Source organism: Roseobacter sp. TSBP12 (genome assembly GCF_009129705.1).
GTDB lineage: Bacteria > Pseudomonadota > Alphaproteobacteria > Rhodobacterales > Rhodobacteraceae > Celeribacter > Celeribacter baekdonensis_A.
In genome coordinates, this window is record NZ_PYIB01000050.1 from 17,339 (window position 1) to 35,737 (window position 18,399).

19 protein-coding genes are annotated in these 18,399 nt (G+C 58.7%); 10 read left to right on the forward strand and 9 right to left on the reverse strand.

Annotated features, from left to right (window positions below):
- Positions 1-221 precede the first annotated feature (221 nt).
- Positions 222-995 (forward strand): 30S ribosomal protein S2, encoded by a 774-nt coding sequence (rpsB, locus tag C8029_RS15175; protein WP_009571126.1) that lies wholly within the window; start codon positions 222-224, stop codon positions 993-995.
- Positions 996-1,100: 105 nt separating this feature from the next.
- Positions 1,101-1,976 carry a translation elongation factor Ts gene (tsf, locus tag C8029_RS15180; RefSeq protein WP_009571125.1) on the forward strand — a complete coding sequence of 292 codons (876 nt, stop codon included), beginning with the start codon at positions 1,101-1,103 and terminating at the stop codon, positions 1,974-1,976.
- A 291-nt stretch (positions 1,977-2,267) separates the two neighbouring features.
- Here the strand turns inward: tsf and C8029_RS15185 are convergent, their stop codons facing one another.
- Both C8029_RS15185 and C8029_RS15190 read right to left on the reverse strand, forming a co-directional pair.
- A complete protein-coding gene (locus tag C8029_RS15185) occupies positions 2,268-3,047 on the reverse strand; it encodes a helix-turn-helix transcriptional regulator (RefSeq protein ID WP_226946356.1) in 780 nt (259 codons plus the stop codon).
- 75 nt (positions 3,048-3,122) lie between these two features.
- Positions 3,123-3,551, reverse strand: coding sequence for an Lrp/AsnC family transcriptional regulator (locus C8029_RS15190; protein WP_009571123.1), 429 nt, complete (start codon positions 3,549-3,551; stop codon positions 3,123-3,125).
- Positions 3,552-3,667: 116 nt separating this feature from the next.
- Here C8029_RS15190 and rocF point away from each other — a divergent pair, with 116 nt between their 5' ends.
- Together rocF and ocd are read left to right on the forward strand one after the other, a co-directional pair.
- Complete coding sequence (rocF, locus tag C8029_RS15195) at positions 3,668-4,597, forward strand: arginase (protein WP_152003215.1); 930 nt, start codon at positions 3,668-3,670, stop codon at positions 4,595-4,597.
- Positions 4,597-5,646 carry an ornithine cyclodeaminase gene (gene ocd, locus C8029_RS15200; RefSeq protein WP_009571121.1) on the forward strand — a complete coding sequence of 350 codons (1,050 nt, stop codon included), beginning with the start codon at positions 4,597-4,599 and terminating at the stop codon, positions 5,644-5,646. Before rocF ends, ocd begins: the two co-directional genes overlap by 1 nt.
- A gap of 68 nt (positions 5,647-5,714) precedes the next feature.
- Here ocd and C8029_RS15205 read toward each other — a convergent pair whose 3' ends face one another.
- Both C8029_RS15205 and C8029_RS15210 read right to left on the reverse strand, forming a co-directional pair.
- Positions 5,715-7,169 (reverse strand): NAD-dependent succinate-semialdehyde dehydrogenase, encoded by a 1,455-nt coding sequence (locus tag C8029_RS15205; RefSeq protein ID WP_009571120.1) that lies wholly within the window; start codon positions 7,167-7,169, stop codon positions 5,715-5,717.
- A gap of 1 nt (position 7,170) precedes the next feature.
- Positions 7,171-8,445 (reverse strand): 4-aminobutyrate--2-oxoglutarate transaminase, encoded by a 1,275-nt coding sequence (locus C8029_RS15210; protein ID WP_009571119.1) that lies wholly within the window; start codon positions 8,443-8,445, stop codon positions 7,171-7,173.
- Positions 8,446-8,570: 125 nt separating this feature from the next.
- On the opposite strand from C8029_RS15210, the gene C8029_RS15215 reads away from it, so the two are divergent.
- Entirely contained in the window at positions 8,571-9,179 is a 609-nt protein-coding gene (locus tag C8029_RS15215) for a cupin domain-containing protein (protein WP_009571118.1), read from the forward strand.
- 198 nt (positions 9,180-9,377) lie between these two features.
- Here C8029_RS15215 and C8029_RS15220 read toward each other — a convergent pair whose 3' ends face one another.
- The 5 genes from C8029_RS15220 to C8029_RS15240 all read right to left on the reverse strand — a co-directional run bounded on the left by C8029_RS15220 (position 9,378) and on the right by C8029_RS15240 (position 13,832).
- Positions 9,378-10,106, reverse strand: a complete 729-nt coding sequence (locus C8029_RS15220; RefSeq protein ID WP_009571115.1) for an SDR family oxidoreductase — start codon at positions 10,104-10,106, stop codon at positions 9,378-9,380.
- A gap of 166 nt (positions 10,107-10,272) precedes the next feature.
- Positions 10,273-10,845, reverse strand: coding sequence for an AAA family ATPase (locus C8029_RS15225; protein WP_152003216.1), 573 nt, complete (start codon positions 10,843-10,845; stop codon positions 10,273-10,275).
- Complete coding sequence (locus C8029_RS15230; RefSeq protein WP_152003217.1) at positions 10,842-11,741, reverse strand: ROK family protein; 900 nt, start codon at positions 11,739-11,741, stop codon at positions 10,842-10,844. The genes C8029_RS15225 and C8029_RS15230 overlap by 4 nt, the downstream gene beginning before the upstream one ends.
- Positions 11,725-12,630, reverse strand: a complete 906-nt coding sequence (locus C8029_RS15235; RefSeq protein WP_152003218.1) for a tagatose-bisphosphate aldolase — start codon at positions 12,628-12,630, stop codon at positions 11,725-11,727. Before C8029_RS15235 ends, C8029_RS15230 begins: the two co-directional genes overlap by 17 nt.
- Positions 12,631-12,890: 260 nt before the next feature.
- Positions 12,891-13,832 carry a sugar-binding transcriptional regulator gene (locus tag C8029_RS15240; protein WP_152003219.1) on the reverse strand — a complete coding sequence of 314 codons (942 nt, stop codon included), beginning with the start codon at positions 13,830-13,832 and terminating at the stop codon, positions 12,891-12,893.
- Between the two features lie 307 nt (positions 13,833-14,139).
- On the opposite strand from C8029_RS15240, the gene C8029_RS15245 reads away from it, so the two are divergent.
- From C8029_RS15245 to C8029_RS15265, 5 genes are all read left to right on the forward strand, one after another.
- Positions 14,140-15,111, forward strand: a complete 972-nt coding sequence (locus C8029_RS15245; RefSeq protein WP_009571112.1) for an ABC transporter substrate-binding protein — start codon at positions 14,140-14,142, stop codon at positions 15,109-15,111.
- 55 nt (positions 15,112-15,166) lie between these two features.
- Complete coding sequence (locus tag C8029_RS15250; RefSeq protein ID WP_152003220.1) at positions 15,167-16,138, forward strand: ABC transporter permease; 972 nt, start codon at positions 15,167-15,169, stop codon at positions 16,136-16,138.
- The gene (locus C8029_RS15255) at positions 16,135-16,875 is read left to right on the forward strand and encodes an ATP-binding cassette domain-containing protein (protein ID WP_152003221.1); all 741 of its coding nucleotides are present in this window, start codon (positions 16,135-16,137) and stop codon (positions 16,873-16,875) included. The genes C8029_RS15250 and C8029_RS15255 overlap by 4 nt, the downstream gene beginning before the upstream one ends.
- A 75-nt stretch (positions 16,876-16,950) precedes the next feature.
- Complete coding sequence (locus tag C8029_RS15260; protein ID WP_152003222.1) at positions 16,951-17,913, forward strand: tagatose kinase; 963 nt, start codon at positions 16,951-16,953, stop codon at positions 17,911-17,913.
- A partial coding sequence (locus C8029_RS15265) for a class II D-tagatose-bisphosphate aldolase non-catalytic subunit (RefSeq protein WP_193217662.1) occupies positions 17,910-18,399 on the forward strand: 490 nt, incomplete at its 3' end. The genes C8029_RS15260 and C8029_RS15265, both read left to right, overlap by 4 nt.

Here is an 18,399-nt window from a genome sequence, read left to right on the forward strand (position 1 = left end):
TGCAAATTTACGGTCCGAATGCCGCCTCAAGCACGCCTGCGGGCAAAACACCGGTGTTTGGGCGGGCAGGGGCTTGCACTTTGGAAAAGACACCTCTATATGCGCGATCACTTCACAGGCGGAGGCGGGCCTTCGGGGGAGACATCCTCGATAGGTCCACCGGTTGAGACATCAGTCTCGGAACCTCTGCTCAGGCGTTAAACCGGAAAAGGATTATGGACATGACGCTTCCTGATTTCTCGATGCGTCAGCTTTTGGAAGCTGGCGTACACTTTGGTCACCAAACCCAGCGTTGGAATCCGCGTATGCAGGAATTCATCTATGGGGAACGCAATGGCATCCACATTTTCGATCTGACACAGACCTTGCCCATGTTGGAGCAGGCGCTGCAGGTTGTGCGTGATACCGCTGCGAAAGGTGGCCGCATTCTCTTCGTCGGCACCAAACGTCAGGCCGCTGGCCCGGTCGCCGAAGCCGCTGAAAAATGCGCACAGTATTACATGAACCACCGCTGGCTCGGTGGCACGTTGACCAACTGGAAAACCGTGTCCCAGTCCATTCAGCGTTTGAACATGATTGATGAGTCGTTGGCAAACGGCGCAGAAGGCCTCACCAAGAAAGAGCGCCTGAACATGGAACGCGACCAAGCCAAACTTCAGGCCTCCCTCGGCGGGATCCGTGAAATGGGCGGCGTGCCGGATCTTCTCTTCGTCATCGACGTGAAAAAAGAAGACCTGGCCATTCTCGAAGCCAAAAAACTCGGCATCCCGGTTGTGGCTGTTGTTGACTCCAACTGTTCCCCGAACGGTGTGGATTACATCATCCCGGGCAACGATGACGCATCGCGCGCTATTTCGCTCTATTGCGATCTCGTCGCGCGTGCTGCTTTGGCCGGTATGACCGATCAGATGGGTGCCGCTGGCGTTGACATCGGTGCGTTCGAAGAAGCAATGGCTGAAGAAGCTGTCGCTGAAGCCGCAGCCGCTGAGGCCTAATTTAACGACCCGCTGTGCAATTTGCGCGCGGGCGTTACAAAAGTGATACGGGGGCAGGGTAAGCCCGCCCCCGAGACTGATCAAAGACATTCGAGGAGAGCCGATATGGCAATCACTGCTGCAATGGTGAAAGAACTGCGCGAAGCAACGGCTGCGGGCATGATGGACGCGAAAAAAGCGCTCACCGAAACCGATGGCGATTTCGAAGCCGCTGTGGATTGGCTGCGCACCAAAGGTTTGGCGAAAGCCGCCAAGAAAGCTGGCCGTACGGCGGCTGAAGGTCTCGTGGGTGTGGCTGTTGATGGTGGCGTTGGTGTTGCTGTCGAAGTGAACTCTGAAACCGACTTCGTTGGTAAAAACGCTGAATTCCAAGCGATGGTCAAAGACATCGCGTCTGCGGCTCTGGCGGCTGACGATCTTGAGGCGCTCAACGCGGCTGAAGTGAACGGCAAAGCTGTGTCCGAGATCATCACCGACAAGATCGCGACCATCGGCGAAAACATGGGCCTGCGTCGCATGGCCAAAATCGAAGCCGCATCCGTTGTGACCTATGTCCACAACGCAGCGGCAGACGGCATGGGCAAAATCGGCGTTCTCGTCGGCCTCAATGGCGCAAACGATGCGTTCGGCAAACAGGTTGCCATGCACATTGCTGCGGCCAACCCGGCGGCTTTGGGCGAAGCGGATCTCGATCCGGCCATCGTCGAGAAAGAAAAGCAAGTTCAGATCGACATCGCGCGTGAATCTGGCAAGCCGGAAAACATCATTGAAAACATGATCAAAGGCCGGATGGCGAAATTCATCGCTGAATCCACACTTTTGGGTCAGGCTTTCGTGGTGAACCCCGATTTGACCGTTGAAGCGGCCGCAAAAGAAGCTGGTGTTGAAATCACCGGTTTTGTGCGTCTCGAAGTCGGCGAAGGCATTGAAAAAGTGGCAGAAGATTTTGCCGCTGAAGTTGCGAAAGCGGCTCAAGGCTAAGTCACAGTTGCTTAGACTGTGAGACGAATGGGGTCGGCCTTCGGGTCGGCCCTTTTTTATGGCGCGTGGCTTTGAGAAAAATTTTCGGGCATTGGGGCAGGGGCGGTTCCGATGCAAAAAGAGGGTGCCAAGCCGATCAATAGGCCCGCACCCTCTGTAGGACGTCGGTAAGCGAAATGACGTGAGCGATCCCAACCCCCCCGTTCCAAAGGCCAAGCCCCGAAAGCAGGAACACATTCAGTTTCCCATAAGAACGGCCAAGGCGAAACTACGGCAATCCTTACTTTTTGATCAAAACGTGAACATTTGGTTGTGAAAGGATGCCTTGAGCACCGCCTGCGCGGTGGTGTCGACACCCAGAGATTCACGCGCCAAACGCAGGTGCTTTTCCACGGTGGCCTTGTTCAGTCCTAAAATTTGCGCCGTATCCGCCACGGTTTTTCCATCGCCGATCCACTCAAGCACCTCGCGTTGGCGCGACGTCAAGACCCGTTGTGGCATCGGCATGGCGATGATTTTCAAATGGGCCACACCGCAGACCAATTCAATATCGCGCCCTTTTTCGGCCCAAATCGCATCGGCATCGGCTTGGGTCCCCACAAAGGGCTGAACCGATATGCCAACCGCGCCCTTGGCCCGTTTGAGCGCATTTTGAAACGCGATTGTATATCCGGAAGTGACGCCAAGAGACCGATTGTAAAGGGAAACTTCACGTTCTTGAGCGGTGAAATTGTCAAAGTTTTCATTGATCCAATTCCAGGAACACGTGCCAACATTGTTCAGCGCCCAATGCACCATTGGCCCGTTGCGATAGCGCCCTTCAAGGAAATATCCCTTCATATAGTCGGCACCGAAATTGGTCAAAAACAAGTGGTCGTTGTCGTCACCAAAGCCCGAGTCACTATGGAACCGGGTGAAACCGTACAACATATGGGTAAAGCCAGCCTCAAGCACAAATTCCAGCATCCGCTCCCACACGTCTTGCACTGTGGTCGCGTCAAGAATGCTGTGCAGTTTTTCTTCGGTCGTTCCATCACCCATGCCTGAAGTGTAATGATCAACATAGAGCACAGACAAGGGGCGTCTTGCATCAGCTTTGACAACTGTACAAAACGCGGCATGTTTGCCGCATATGCACCCGCCGGTTTACGACGTCACATGTGCAAGCAAGAGGCAACTTTCCGAATTGAGCACGCCGGGCACCTCGCGGATTTCACGCAAAACCCGGTCGAAATTCACCAAACTGTCGGTTTTGATCTCGACCACCAAATCCCATGATCCGTTGGTGGCATAGACGGTTGAGACCTCTGGAATGCGGGTCAGGGTGCGGATCACGGTGCGGGACATTTTGCCCTGAAGTTCGACCAATGTGATGGCTTTCACCTCGCCTTCGACATCGACATCGGTTTCGATGGTAAAGCGCCGAATACGGCCCTCCGCCACCAGCGCGTCCAAGCGCGTGCGCGTCGTGGTGCGGGACAATCCGGCCACCTGCGCCAGTTCGGTGATCGACATACGCGCATTCATCCGCAAAGCTGCGATCAGGGCTTGGTCAGAGGCGGAAAGAGGCGTCATGTTCATTTTGTCCAAATATCTGGTCACTTTGATCAATAATATATTCGATATGATCAATAAGTCAGTACATTTCGTCACGACCCTCGTGCATCTTTATCAAAACCAAAGGAAAAGCCATGACACGCACCTGTTCGATTCTCGGCGCACCGGTTGAAACCGGGGCCTCTCAGCCCGGTTGCTTGATGGGTCCGGCCAGCCTGCGCACCGCCGGATTGGCCCGCACGATCCGTTCTTTGGGCTGGGAGGTCTTTGACCTTGGCGACGTACACGTCGCGCCACAGCCGCCCGTGCCCCATGCCAACCCATCCGTGCACAACCTCTCGGACACGATCGCTTGGATCGAAGCGTTGGAACCGGCTGCTTATGCGGCCGCCAAGGCCTATGACCTACCGATTTTCATGGGCGGCGATCATTCGATGGCGGCGGGTACAGTACCAGGTCTCGCACGCTATGCCGCGGAGCAGGGACGGCCTTTGTTTGTGCTCTGGCTCGACGCGCACCCGGATTTGCACACATTGGACAGCACCGAGAGCGGCAATTTGCACGGCACGCCGATGGCCTATTACACCGGACAAGCGGGGTTTGACGCCTACCCAAATCTGGCCGCCTCAGTGCCGGTTGAAAACCTGTGCCTGATGGGCATTCGCTCGGTCGATGAGGCAGAACGCAATATTATCAGTGCCTTAGGCATTGAAGTTCATGATATGCGTGCGATTGATGAGACCGGGGTCTTGGCGCCTTTGCGCGGATTCTTGGACCGTGTTGCGGCGGCCAACGGTCTGTTACACGTCAGCTTTGATGTCGATTTTCTCGACCCCGCCATTGCCCCCGCTGTCGGCACCACCGTACCGGGCGGTGCGACCTTTCGTGAGGCGCATTTGATCATGGAAACGCTCTGTGACAGTGGGCTTGTGAGTTCGCTCGACCTTGTGGAATTGAATCCGTTTTTGGACGAACGCGGGCGCACGGCGAAGCTGATGTGCGATTTGACGGCCAGCCTGTTTGGCCGTCGCGTTTTGGACCGTATGACCCGGAGTTTTGGATGATGAATACGCCGCAACCCTCTGAATTAGCTTATGTTCCCTTTGTCTCCGTCGCCAATATGATGCGCCTTGTGCACAGTCTTGGCGTCGATCGGTTTTTGTCGGACTTGGCCGCCTATATCGAAGAGGATTTCAAACGCTGGCCGGAGTTCGACAAAACCCCGCGCGTTGCCTCGCATTCGCTTGAGGGCGTAATCGAATTGATGCCGACGGCGGATGCGGAGCTTTATGGTTTCAAATACGTCAATGGCCACCCTAAGAACATGAAAGAGGGGTTTCAGACCGTCACGGCCTTTGGTGTTTTGTCTTCAGTTTCAAATGGCTATCCGGTGCTGCTTACGGAAATGACGCTGCTCACCGCGCTGCGCACGGCGGCGACCTCGGCACTGGTTGGGCGCTATTTGGCCCCGAAAGGCGCGTCGGTGATGGCGATGATCGGCAATGGCGCGCAATGCGAATTTCAGGCGCTGGCGTTTCGTGCGCTTTGTGGCATCACCCGCTTGCGGCTGTATGACATCGACCCGGCGGCCACGGCCAAGGCCAAGCGCAACTTAGAGGGGCAGGGGTTTGATGTCATGGCCTGTTCTTCCGCCCAAGAGGCTGTCGAAGGCGCGGATGTGATCACCACCTGCACCGCTGACAAACAATGCGCGACGATCCTGACCGACAATATGGTCGGGCGCGGCCAGCACATCAACGCGATCGGTGGCGATTGTCCGGGCAAAACCGAGCTTCACAAAGACATCCTGACGCGGGCGCAGATTTTCGTCGAATACCCGGAGCAAACCCGGATCGAGGGTGAGATTCAGCAACTTGCGGCAGATCATCCGGTCACAGAGCTGTGGCAGGTGATGCGTGGCGAGGTGCCGGGACGCACAGATGCCAATCAATTGACGCTGTTTGACAGTGTTGGCTTTGCGATTGAGGATTTTTCCGCCCTGCGGTTCGTGCGCGATAAAGTGGCGGGGACCGCATTTTCCGAACCTCTTGATCTTTTGGCCGACCCGGACGATCCGCGCGATCTGTTCGGGATGCTCACCCGCGCCGGATAAAGAGGCGGATAAAGAAAACCTCCCGCAGAGACTGCGGGAGGTTATGTGTTTAAGAGCTTCGGGGCTGTTTAGGACAAGCCGCCAAAGCACAGGTTCTTGATTTCGAGATAGTCGTCACAGCCGTATTTCGAACCTTCGCGGCCCATGCCGGACTGTTTGACGCCGCCAAACGGGGCCATTTCGGTTGAAATCACCCCGGTGTTGATGCCGACCATCCCGGTTTCAAGCGCTTCGCCCACGCGCCACGCACGGTTCAAATCGCGGGTATAGAAATACCCGGCCAAACCGAATTCGGAGGCATTGGCAAAGCTGACCGCCTCGTCTTCGGTGTCGAATTTCACCAAGGGCGCGAGCGGGCCAAAGGTCTCTTCGGTCGCGACCTTCATCTGTTGTGTCACGCCCTTGATCAATGTCGGTTCAAAGAAGGTCCGACCCAAGTTGGAGCGCGTGCCACCGATGACAACTTCCGCGCCTTTGGCGACCGCATCGGCAATGTGATCTTCGACCTTCGCCACGGCTGCAGCGTTGATCAGCGGCCCGGTGTTGACGCCCTCGGCAAAACCATCGCCCAACGACAGGGCACCCAAAGCCGCACTGAGTTTCTCGGCAAAAGCGTCATAGACGCCTGCCTGAACATAGATGCGGTTGGCACAGACGCAGGTCTGACCGTTGTTGCGGAATTTCGCCAACATCGCACCTTCGACAGCCGCATCAATATCGGCGTCATCAAAGACGATGAACGGCGCGTTGCCACCCAATTCCATCGACAGTTTCTTGATCGTCTCAGCGCCCTGACGCATCAGGATTTTGCCGACGCGGGTGGACCCCGTGAAGGTGATCTTGGCGACTTTGGTGTTGGCACAGAGCTCGGCACCCATGCCCGACGCGTCCAGACCCGGCAACACGTTGAACACACCCGCAGGCACGCCGGCGCGTTCGGCCAATACAGCCAAAGCGATGGCGGAGAGCGGGGTGAATTCGGACGGGCGCGCCACCATGGTACAGCCCACGGCGAGGGCCGGGGCCATCTTGCGCGCCAGCATCGCGTTGGGGAAATTCCACGGTGTGATCGCGCCGACAACGCCCACGGGTTGCTTGATGATCACCATGCGTTTGTCGGCTTGCGCGCCGGGGATGAGATCGCCGTAGACGCGTTTGGCCTCTTCGGCGAACCATTCGATATAGGAGGCACCATACAGGATTTCACCGCGCGCTTCGGCCCAGGGCTTGCCCATTTCCATGGTCAGGATCGTGGCCAGATCGTCGGCGTTTTCCACCATGAGATCAAAGAGCTTGCGCAGGATCGCGGACCGCTCTTTGCCGGTTTTGGCCGCCCAGGCGCGTTTGGCGGCGTAAGCGGCGTCAATCGCCATGCTGACGTCTTCGGCGGACATGTCGGTGACATGGGCGATGATGTCGCCGGTGGAGGGGTTCTCCACCGGGAATGTCGCTTTGCCTTCGATCCAGACGCCATTCACATAGGCACGGGTTTCAAACAGACTTGGATCTTTCAGTTCGCGCATCTTAGGCCTTTCTGGCGGCAGCGACCGCCTCAGTCAAAAGGGTCATGGCTTCGTCAAACACGGTCTCTTCGATGGTGAGCGGTGCGAGGAAGCGGATGACGTTTCCATAGACGCCACAGGTGAGCAAAAGCAACCCGCGCTTCAAGGCTTCCAGACGGATTTTGCCGGTCAGCTCCGGGTTTGGCTTGCCATCGGCGGTGAGGAATTCGGCAGCGACCATAAAGCCCGGACCACGAATATCCGCCAATTCCGGCGTGGTCTTTTGGATCTCGGCCAAAACGGCTTTGAGTTTGCCACCGAGCATTTCGGCACGATCACAGAGGCCTTCGCTCTCGATCACATCCAACACCGCGTTGCCCGCCGCAATCCCCAACGGGTTGCCGCCGTAGGTGCCGCCCAAACCGCCGGGGGCAGCCGCATCCATCATCTCGGCGCGGCCGGTGACCGCAGAGATCGGGAAACCGCCGCCCAAGCCTTTGGCCATGGTCGTCAAATCGGCGGCCACGCCATAGTGCTCCATCGCGAACAGTTTGCCGGTGCGGGCAAAGCCGGTTTGCACTTCGTCGGCGATCATCACGATGCCATGGGCGTCGCAAAGCGCGCGCAGGCGGGTGACAAATTCTGCCGGGGCCGGATAAAAACCGCCTTCACCTTGGACCGGTTCGAAAATCGCGGCGGCAACGCGGGCCGGGTCAAGATCGGCTTTGAACAGGGCCTCGATTGCGGCAAATGTGTCATCGACCGACACGCCATGCAGAGCGCAGGGGTAGGGGACGTGGAACACGTCGGACATCATCGCACCAAAGCCGACCTTATAAGGCACAACTTTGCCGGTCAGGGACATGCCCATAAAAGTGCGGCCATGAAAGCCGCCGCCAAAGGCGATCACGGCGTCGCGTTTGGTATAGGCACGCGCGACTTTGATAGCGTTTTCAACGGCTTCTGCGCCAGTTGTGACAAAAATGGACTTTTTGACGAAGTCACCCGGTACTTTTTCATTCAACCGTTCGGCCAGGCGCACATAGGGCGCATAGGGCAAAACTTGGTGACAGGTGTGGGTGAAGGCGCCGAGCTGTGCGGTGACCGCTTCGATCACTTTCGGGTGGCGGTGACCGGTGTTGACCACGGCGATACCTGCGGCGAAGTCGATCAAACGATTGCCATCTTCGTCCCAGACTTCGGCATTGAGCGCGCGGGCAGCGAAATGGTCGGTCATAACGCCGACGCCACGGGCAAGGGCGTTGACGCGGCGGGTGGCAAGCTCGGAATTGGTCATGGGAACAGCCTTTCACATCTGTGTTTAAAGAAACGCTATGCGGGATTTGAATATCACAATAGTCTGTTTCTTTCTGTTTTTAAGCCCTTATAATCATAGGGTCTTGAAACAGAAGTTTAGATATAATGAACACTTCCAACACCCAAGTCTCCACGACTCACCATCAACCGCATTCCGGCGTTCAGGACGATCTGGCGCTTGGGCATCGACTGCGCGTGTTGCGCGATCGTGCCGGGCTGTCACAGCGGGCCTTGGCCAAAAAGGTCGGCGTGCCCAATTCGACGATCTCCTTGATTGAGTCCGGCAAGATGAATCCCTCTGTCGGGGCGCTGCGCAAAATCTTGGATGGTATTCCGGTGCGGATGTCGGAGTTCTTTGCCTTTGAGCCGGATCCTGAACGGCAGATTTTCTATGCGGCTGAGGATCTTGTGGAGATCGGCAAAGGCAAGCTGTCGCTCAAACAGGTGGGATCGACGTTGTTTGGGCGCGCGATGATGTTGTTGAAGGAAACCTATCAACCGGGCGCGGATACGGGGCGTGTGATGTATGGCCATGAGGCGGAGGAAGGTGGCATTGTGATCTCTGGCCGCATTGAGATCACTGTCGGCGAAGAGCGAAAAATTCTTGGGCCCGGTGATGCGTATTATTTTGACAGCCGCACACCGCATCGGTTTCGTCAGGTTGGGCCGGAGCCCTGTGTGATGTTCAGCGCCTGCACGCCACCGACGTTTTAACAGTGTGGCGAGCTGTGGGAGTTAGGATATAATACCTATATTACAAAGCATTATTACACGTAGTTCCGGTGGCACAGTATCTACTTAATATACATAATACCAATTATAGGACTTTTTGATCTTACAAAAAACTATGGCGCTCCCGACCATCGGTTCGACTTTGCTGGATCACCGCGCGGCGCACAGATCACCTCCGTCTCATACCGCCGTATAGCCGCCGTCGATCGGCAAGGCCACGCCGGAAATCATCGACGCGCCCTCACTCAACAGAAAGGCGATTGGCGCCGCGATGTCCGCCTCGGTGGCCCAACGGCCCAATGGCATCTGGCTTAAAAACGGCCCCTCGATCTCGGGTCGTCCCCAGTACCACGCGGACATCGGCGTCATCACCACAGTCGGATGCACCCCGTTCACCCGGATGTCGTGGCGGCCCAGTTCCAGGGCGGACACGCGGGTGATATTGTCGAGGGCCGCCTTTGACGAGCCGTAGGAGATATGCCCTTTCAGTCCGACCAAAGAAGCCTGACTCGACACATTCACGATCGCGCCACCACGGCCCAGACGGATCATCGTGCGCGACGTGTATTTCGTCACAAGCAGCGCGCCGCGCGCATTGATCGAGATGACCTTGTCAAAAACCGAGATGTCAGTCTCCATCGGCGTTGCGATCTCACCGCCGAACCCACCGCAATTCACCACTCCCCACAGATCCAGATCGCCAAGTGCCGCCGCAACGCTGTCTTCCGAGGTCAGGTCGAAAACCAAGGTCCGGCAGCCGGTTTCATGCGCCAGTGCTGCAAGTTTTTCCTCGTTCTGGCCAGCAGCGATCACATCCGCCCCTTTGTGACACAGCAAACGCACGGTTGCGCCGCCGATGCCGCCGCTGGCACCGGTTACAAGAAGTGCTCCCTTGTCATAGTCCGCCATCTGTCTTCCTCCCATGGTGTTTCTCAGGGTTGAATGAGCACCGCATCATCGTAATGAAACCCATCCATCGGCAAGACGGATGCAGAGCGACCCAACCGTACGAGCCTCTCGCAAAGCTGGTCGGCTGTGGTGGACTTGCCCGTCGCGTTGTCTGTCACGTTGCCCGTCACGTTGTCCCTCTGACATCACCGCCCTCCCCGTTCAGCGCCGCCAGAACCCGCGCACCAAGATCGTCCGGTATCGGCGCATCCCCATCGACCTCTATCACCGGGCCCAATGCGCGCGGTCGGGCCACGCTTGCGAGCTCGTAAAGTTCATCGGCATAGGAGGCGGGCAAATGGCCGGCATGTCGCCCGCTTGAACGCGCACGGTATCGCTCCGCCGCCAAATCGGGCGGTATGGCCACCCAGATCTCAACCAGCCGCTCAATCCCGGCCCGCCTGATATGCGCGCGCAGAACCTCTTCGGGTTGAAATCCGTGCCACGCGTCGATCACCGGGATCAGGCGCTGCGGAAAGGCAGAAATAGAGCTGAAAATGGCGTGGTAACTCGCACGACCCAGCATCCGGTTATGGTCCCGGTCGCCGGTGCCGATATGCGCAAAAAGGCCTTCTTTGACCGTATCAAGGCTCAGCGGCACCGCCGCAATACCTGCTGCGTCAAACTGAGCCACCAGCGCGGTTGCGACGGTGGATTTGCCGCTTGCCGGCACCCCGTTGACCAACACCGCGCCTCTCATCGGAATTGCCCCGTCATCTCCGAGGCCATGTCGAACGCGGCGAGACCGGCACCGATCACCCCCGCGGTGTCGCCCAAACGCGCCGGTTCGACTGGCACCGTGAACCAATGCGACTCGTCCGGCAGATGCGCCAGAGCCGCAGACATTTCCTGCCCAAGCCCGCCGCCCACCAGGATCAGCTTTGGATCCGCCATCGACACCAGAGATTGCAAGGCCCGTTGAAGCGGCGCCGCCCAAACATCGAGCAGGACCCGCGCTTGACCGTCCCCAGCTTTGGCGCGGGACAGCACATCCTCTGCGCGAATGTCCTTGGGCATGCCGGCCTCGGCCATCAACCGCCCAAGGGCCGTGCCGGAACTGAATGTCTCGACACACCCGCGGCGTCCGCATTTGCACAGAGGCCCGTCGGAAGAGACGACGATGTGACCAAACTGACCCGACAGGCCCCCGCCGTACCACGGCTGACCATCAAGGAGCGCAGCGCCGCCAATGCCCGTGCCGATCGTCACCATAAAGACCAACCCGTCACGCCCACCCGTACGGCTGAACCCCTCGGCAATCAGCGCCATGGTCGCATCATTTTCAACCCGGACGGGTAGCCCTGTCGCCTGTCGCACCTCTGCCGCAAGATCAAGCCCGGCGATATCCAGATATCCCGCAGAAAGAATTTTCTTTGTGCGGCCATCAACACGGCCTGGAATGCCAATGCCAACAGCCGTGGCCCCATCGCGCATCCTGTCCACCAAGCGCAAAAGTTGCGTCAAAAACCCGCCAGCGTCCTGACAGACAGGTTCGATCACCCGGTCCAGAAGCGCCCCTTCTGCCGTGATCCGCGCGACGCGGATGCGGGTTCCCCCGACATCCACGCCGATCGTTGTGTTAGCGCTTGTCCGCATGGCGTTCCAAGATGTCCTGGATTTGCTTGAGCCGTTCACTGGCAATCTTTTCCAGATTGTCCGCGTTGACCTCCGGGGTCAACGAAATGCAATCTTTCCATAGGGCGCGCCCGGCGATGACGCCTGAGGCCCCGTTTTGCATCGCGGTTTCGACCTGACCGATAAAAGTGTCGTGGTCGACACCGGCAGACAACACGGCCCAAGGCACATCCCCACAAAGCGCAGAGATTTCGGCACAGGCCTCCGCCGTCCCCGGATAGGGCAGCTTGAGAACTTTGGAACCAAGCTCCAACGAAATCCGCGCGCTTTCGACGATGAGGCTTGGGAAGGCCGCGCGATAGGCCTCATCGCTTTCACCCTCGAGTTGGTAGGTCAGGATTTCGACAACCAGAAGAAGGTCTTCGGCGGCGAAGTCCGCGATGCAATCCTTGATGATCCCGACGTTGATCACGTTGGCGTCCGGCCGATCGGGCCGCAGGTAAACCATGAGCTTCGCACCCGTCCCGCCCAGCTCACGCACACGGCGCGCCGTGATGCCCGGCACGAGTTTCGATATTTGATAGCCGTTCTCGTCCGTGTCCCAGCCCGAGGCATCCAGACCGATCAACAGACCCGTGTCGCGGGACAGCGTCCCGTCGTCCACAACCCCCGGCACGGCGCATACCGCGTCGAGCAGCACGCAGGAGGCTTTGTTCGCCAAATGACGCACTATGCCGGATTTCACCACACCCAGCATGGCTTCGTCGATGGCCGATTGGGCCTCTGGGGTGTCGGCCAAGACCTTGCGCATCCCGCCGCGTTGGTCACAGGCAACAACCATCATCAAGCCGTTGTCCCCGCAAATCTGCCGGTACCCACGGCGTTCGGCTGTCGTCATCAATTTGGTCATTCGGGTTGATCCTTGTCTCGTATCATCTCGCCATCCGGCATGTGCCGGTCACTCAGGCTGCGGACACCGCAGACAGGGGCACGACAGGCGAACCCGTCGTGGCATCCCGCATTTCTGCTGAGACCCCTCCCCCTGCCATCGGTGCAGATGATGCGATTCTCATTCGGAATCCCTCCAACACCCGCAGCTTGCCTAAGCAGTAGCGGTCGCAGAGTTCATTCTCAACAATTTTTTTCAGAAATAAATTTCTATATTAGGCGCTAGATACTTTCGCTGCTTTCCAGCAGGTCAAGCACCTGGCTTGCCGCCCGCGTGTCTGTCACCAGAGCGTTGATCATCCCCGAACGTGCGGCACCGATGATGGACGCCGCCTTCTCGCGCCCCATGGCAACGCCGATAGACAGCGGAATGCGTTCGAGTTGCGCCCGGCCAATCGACATCTGGTTCTCCTGCCCCGGCCAACGGATTTCACACCCTTCCCTGTCAAAATAGTGCCGCACGACATCACCAGACACCCGCGCCGCCTCCGCCGCGCTGAAGCCCATGCTGGTATTCGTCCCGTCACGCAAATAGGCCCCAAGGCCCACAATTGCCACGTCGACCCGCGCCCAAAGGTCAATAAGCTGAGCCGTGCGCGGATCGCGCAGGAGAACGGAATGCAACTCAGGTGACACCATCGAAGGGGCATAGAGAAACCGTGCTTCCCCCCCCATCTGTTCCGCCGCCATGCGCACGAATTCATTGATCTGAAAGTGAGACGCGGTCTCATGCATCCCGCCGGTTATAGGCACAACCACCACTTCGGGCACCTTAGGCAGACCGGCGGAGATGACGCTTTGAATCGTGCGGCCCCAGCCAATGGCCACGACAGCTCCGGGGGCAAGGTGCGCCTCAATGAGCAAAGCGCCCACCTGTGTGCTGAGCGCCACCGCTTTGTCACTTTCCGTCACCCGGACAGATTTCAGGCCCAGAGCCGCCGCAAGTTTGTTTCCCAGCCCGTCAGACTCGTCGAGGTCCAACACCTGAATGCGGACGATCCCCTCGTCACGGGCAAGGCCCAGCAGGCGAGAGATCGTCGCGGTCGACACCTCCATGCGACGGGAGACCTCAACCTGCGACAATCCTTCCAGGTAGTGCAGCTTGGCCGCCGTATGCATCATATGACGATTGAGAAGTTTGTGGGGTTTCACGCGCTTGGTCATCGGCTCTCACTGGAAATATGTTTCAGACAGAAACCTCCTGCACCAAGCGACGACAAATGGCAATCGGTCTCAGGCGGACTCGCGGATAACTTGCAGATCAAGAGACAGATTGGAATGTGGCAACCATTTGGGTTTACACAGTTGCAGTATTTGGAAATATATTTCTGATATTTACTTCTTGCTAGGCCGGGAGAACCCCGGCAAGCTGCCGTCACCGAATTTCGGTTCTTTGATTCGCCCTGAGGAGGAAGGGGCAGATCAAGAGATGCGGCTCAATGGAGCCGTGCGAACAAGGGAGGAAACCTATATGAAAAATCTTATCAAAACCGCTGTCTTCGCAGCGGTACTCGGCTCCGCCGGAGCCGTACAAGCACAGGACGATCTCAGGATCACCCTTATTCCCGGCCTCACCACTGACGCCTTTTATATCACCATGAATCGTGGTGCGCAGGCGGCCGCGGACGCCCTTGGAATCACCGTCGACTTTCAGGGGGCCGAAGAATTTGATCCGGTCCTGCAAACCCCGGTCCTTGACGCCGTCATTGGACGCGGCCCGGATGCGATCCTGATTGCTCCGACCGACAGCGTCCAGATGATCGAGCCGCTGCGCCGCGCGTCGGAAGCGGGAATCCCGGTCATCACCGTCGACACGTTCATCGACGACGGCAAATATCAGGACGGTGCCGGAGACGGGGATTTCCCATTCTCCTACATCGCCTCGGACAACACCGCAGGCGGCCGCATGGCAGCTCGCTACATGGCAAATCAGATGGGGGGCGAAGGCAAGGTCTATGTCTCGAATGTCCGTCCCGGCATTTCGACCACGGACCAGCGTGAAGAGGGTTTCAAGGCAGAGATGGCCGAGAGCTTTCCAAACGTCGAAGTGCTTGAAACCCAGTATAACGAGAACGACGCCTCGTTGGCGGCCTCACAGTTTCAGGCCGTTCTGGCGCGCAACCCAGACATCTCGGGCGTCTTTGGTGCCAACCTCTTTTCGGCTCTCGGTGCTGCCAACGGTGTCGAAAGCGCCAACAAAGCGGATGAGGTGACCGTGATCGCCTTTGATGCTCCCACCTCGATTGTGAACAACATCTCCTCGGGCCTCGTTGATGCGGCTATCGCCCAGCACCCGGCGGAGATTGGCTATTACGGTGTGATGACGGCCTATGCCGTTCTCACCGGCAACTCCGTTCCGGTCTCAATCGGCACCGGCTTTACCGTGATTGACGCCAACAATGTCAATGACGACGCAACTGCCAAATTCATCTACTCAGAATGACGGATAATACGGTGAACGGGAGTAACACCAACATTAAACCGGGGGGACCTCATTCGTGAGGTCCCTGCTAAACGCATGGTCGTGGCTGTTCCTGATCCTCATCCTCGGCTTTTTCGAAATCTATGCACAAACCCAAACCGGAAGCACCCTACTTTTCCGGATCTATAACCTGCAAGCCATCTCGATTGCCGCCTCGCAGATCCTTTTGCTCGGTCTTGGACTGACGCTGGTCATCGTGGCCGGTCACATCGACCTCTCGATCGCCTTCAGTACCGGTTTCGCGGCGGTTGTCATGGCCCTGATCGTTCGGACGGCGGGCGCAGACGCCGACTGGGTCACCGTGATCCTCGCCATGCTGGCAGGTCTCGGCGCTGCCGCGTTGGTCGGCGCGGTCAACGGTTGGCTTGTTGCCATCCTGAATGTGCCGAGTTTCATCGGTACGCTGGGCACCTATGGCATCGCCCGTGGCGCGGCCCTGATTGTGGCCGGCGGTGCGACGGTGTCGATCCGCAACGACCATACCCGCGCTTTCGGCAATGGTGACATCCTCGGTCTTCCGGTTCCACTGGTCGTGGCCGCCGTTCTGACGCTCGTCTGTCACTACCTGCTCAAGCACACGCGATTTGGCGCCCACAACTATGCGCTCGGGGCCAACCGTGCCTCGGTGGAACGGGCTGGCGTGAATGTCAAAAAGCACCTGATCCTGCTCTTTATCCTTTCGGCCTTCACGGCGGGTATTGGTGGGCTGATCTACACCAGCCGTTTTTCGGCCGGAGCCGCCAATGCGGGGGAACCGATCCTGCTTTACGCCGTCGCTGCGGTGTTCATCGGAGGTGCGTCACTCACCGGCGGTCAGGGCACCATCACCGGCACCGTCATCGGCGCCTTCATCATCGCCGTGATCCAGTTTGGTCTCGTCTTCTGTGGCTTGCCGCCCTATTGGCAATTCGTTGCGGTGGGCCTCGTGATCATTGTTGCTGTCCTTGTGGACCAGTCAAAAGACCGGCTTATGGGAGGTAAATCATGACTACGCTTTTGAAGATCGACGGTCTCAAGAAACGGTTCGGCGGCAACGAGGCGGTCAAGAACGTCAGCTTTGAGGTCAATCCCGGCGAATGCGTCGTCCTTGCAGGCGACAACGGCGCGGGCAAGTCGACCGTGATCAAAATGATCTCGGGCGTCTATCAACCCTCCGACGGCAAAGTCTACATGAACGGCGCGTTGTTGACGGGGAAAACCCCCGAAGCGGTGCGCACCGCGGGGATTGAGACGATCTATCAAGATCTTGCGCTGGCCGACAATCTTGATCCGGGGCTGAACCTTTACCTCGGGCGCGAGGCGGTCAAGCATGTGCTCGGGGTCCCCTACCTCGACCGCAAGAAGATGCGGGAAGATGCGGCGAAAGTGATGCTCAGCCTCGGAATCGTGGTGCCGGACCCAACCGCCCCGGTGCGCGAAATGTCGGGCGGTCAGCGTCAGGCGATTGCCATCGCCCGTGCGATCCACTGGCAGGCAGGCATTGTCATCATGGACGAACCGACCGCGGCGCTTGGTGTCCCCGAACAACGTGAGGTCATGGCCCTCATCGAACGCCTGAAAAAGCAGGGGGTGGGGATCATTCTGATTTCTCACAACCTGCCCGATATCTTCGCCGCTGCGGACAGGATCATCGTCCTCGCCCGCGGGGTGGTGGCCGGCGAACGTCGACCTGCCGAGACCAATGACGAGGAAATCGTCCGGATGATGATGGGCGCCACGCTCTGATCCGGGCCCCGCGCGCCACACGGCTTGTTCGCTGTGGGCGCGCGCTCCCCGAGACCACAATGGATACCCCATCCAATGTCCAAAATTTTGACCGTCGGTGAAATCCTCGTCGAACTGGTGGCGACCACCAGAGGCGACGGGTTTCGCGAGCCGCAACCCCTTGTCGGCCCCTTCCCGTCCGGTGCGCCCGCCATCTTTGTCGATCAGGTCGGCAAGCTCGGCTATGAGGCGGCGATCATTGGTCGGGTCGGTGACGATGATTTCGGCCACCTGAACATCGCCCGTCTCACCCGCGATGGCGTCGATATTTCTGGCATCGACGTGGCGCCTGACGAAGTCACCGGCTGCGCCTTTGTTCGCTATCGCGAGGATGGCTCGCGCGCCTTTCTCTTCACCATGGCCCAGAGTGCCACGGCAACCCTCAACCTCACCCCGGCGGCCACCGCTTTGATGGCCAGTTGCGACCACCTGCACATCATGGGCACCGCCCTTTCCGCCCCCGGCATGGCCAATGTCGCACTTGAGGCTCTGCGCCGGATCAAGGCGCGTGGCGGCACACTCAGTTTCGATCCCAACATCCGTCCCGAAATCCTTGGTGCGCCGGGCCTGCGCGTGCGCCTGCTTGAAGTTCTGGACCAGACCGACATCTTCATGCCTTCGGGCGATGAGCTTTTCCTGTTCTCGGAGCGCGCGGATGAGGCCGGTGCGATCGACGACCTGCTCGCGCGCGGAATCCGCGAGATCGTTCTGAAACGCGGCGCAGAGGGAGCCAGCCATTTTAGCGTCGAGGGTCGCCATGACATTGCCGCGCTTTCGGTTCGCGAAGTCGACCCCACCGGCGCTGGCGACAGTTTTGGCGGCACTTTCGTCGCCCTGCGTCTGGCCGGTGTGCCGCCCGTCGCAGCACTGCGCCAGGCCAATGCGGCAGGTGCCCTGGCTGTCACCCGACAGGGACCGATGGAGGGCACGTCGACCCAAGCCGCGCTCAATGCCTTTCTGAAAAACACCTTTCCTGAAGATGCGGAGATCTCCACATGACGACCCACCCGCTTGCCGATATTGCCTCATGGGCAGAGACACCGGGACCAAACGGTATCCCCTCAGTGTGTTCCGCCCATCCGATCGTTCTTGAAGCCTGCATGCGTGCGGTTCTGCCCACCTCTCTGCCTCTCCTGATCGAGGCAACCTGCAATCAGGTGAACCAAGACGGTGGTTACACGGGCATGACCCCGCAGGATTTTCGCGATCGGGTCTTTGCTATCGCAAACCGCACCGGTTTTCCACACGAACGCCTGATCCTTGGCGGCGATCATCTGGGCCCGAACCCCTGGAAAGCCCTGCCCCCGGATGCCGCCATGCAAAAGGCCGAAACCATGATCGCCGCCTACGCCCGTGCAGGGTTCACCAAGCTGCATCTGGATTGTTCCATGGGCTGTGCCGGCGAACCGGTGGCGCTGGGGGATCATCAGACCGCTGCCCGCGCCGCCCGCCTCGCCGCCGCAGCCGAAGCCGCCCAGCCGGGTG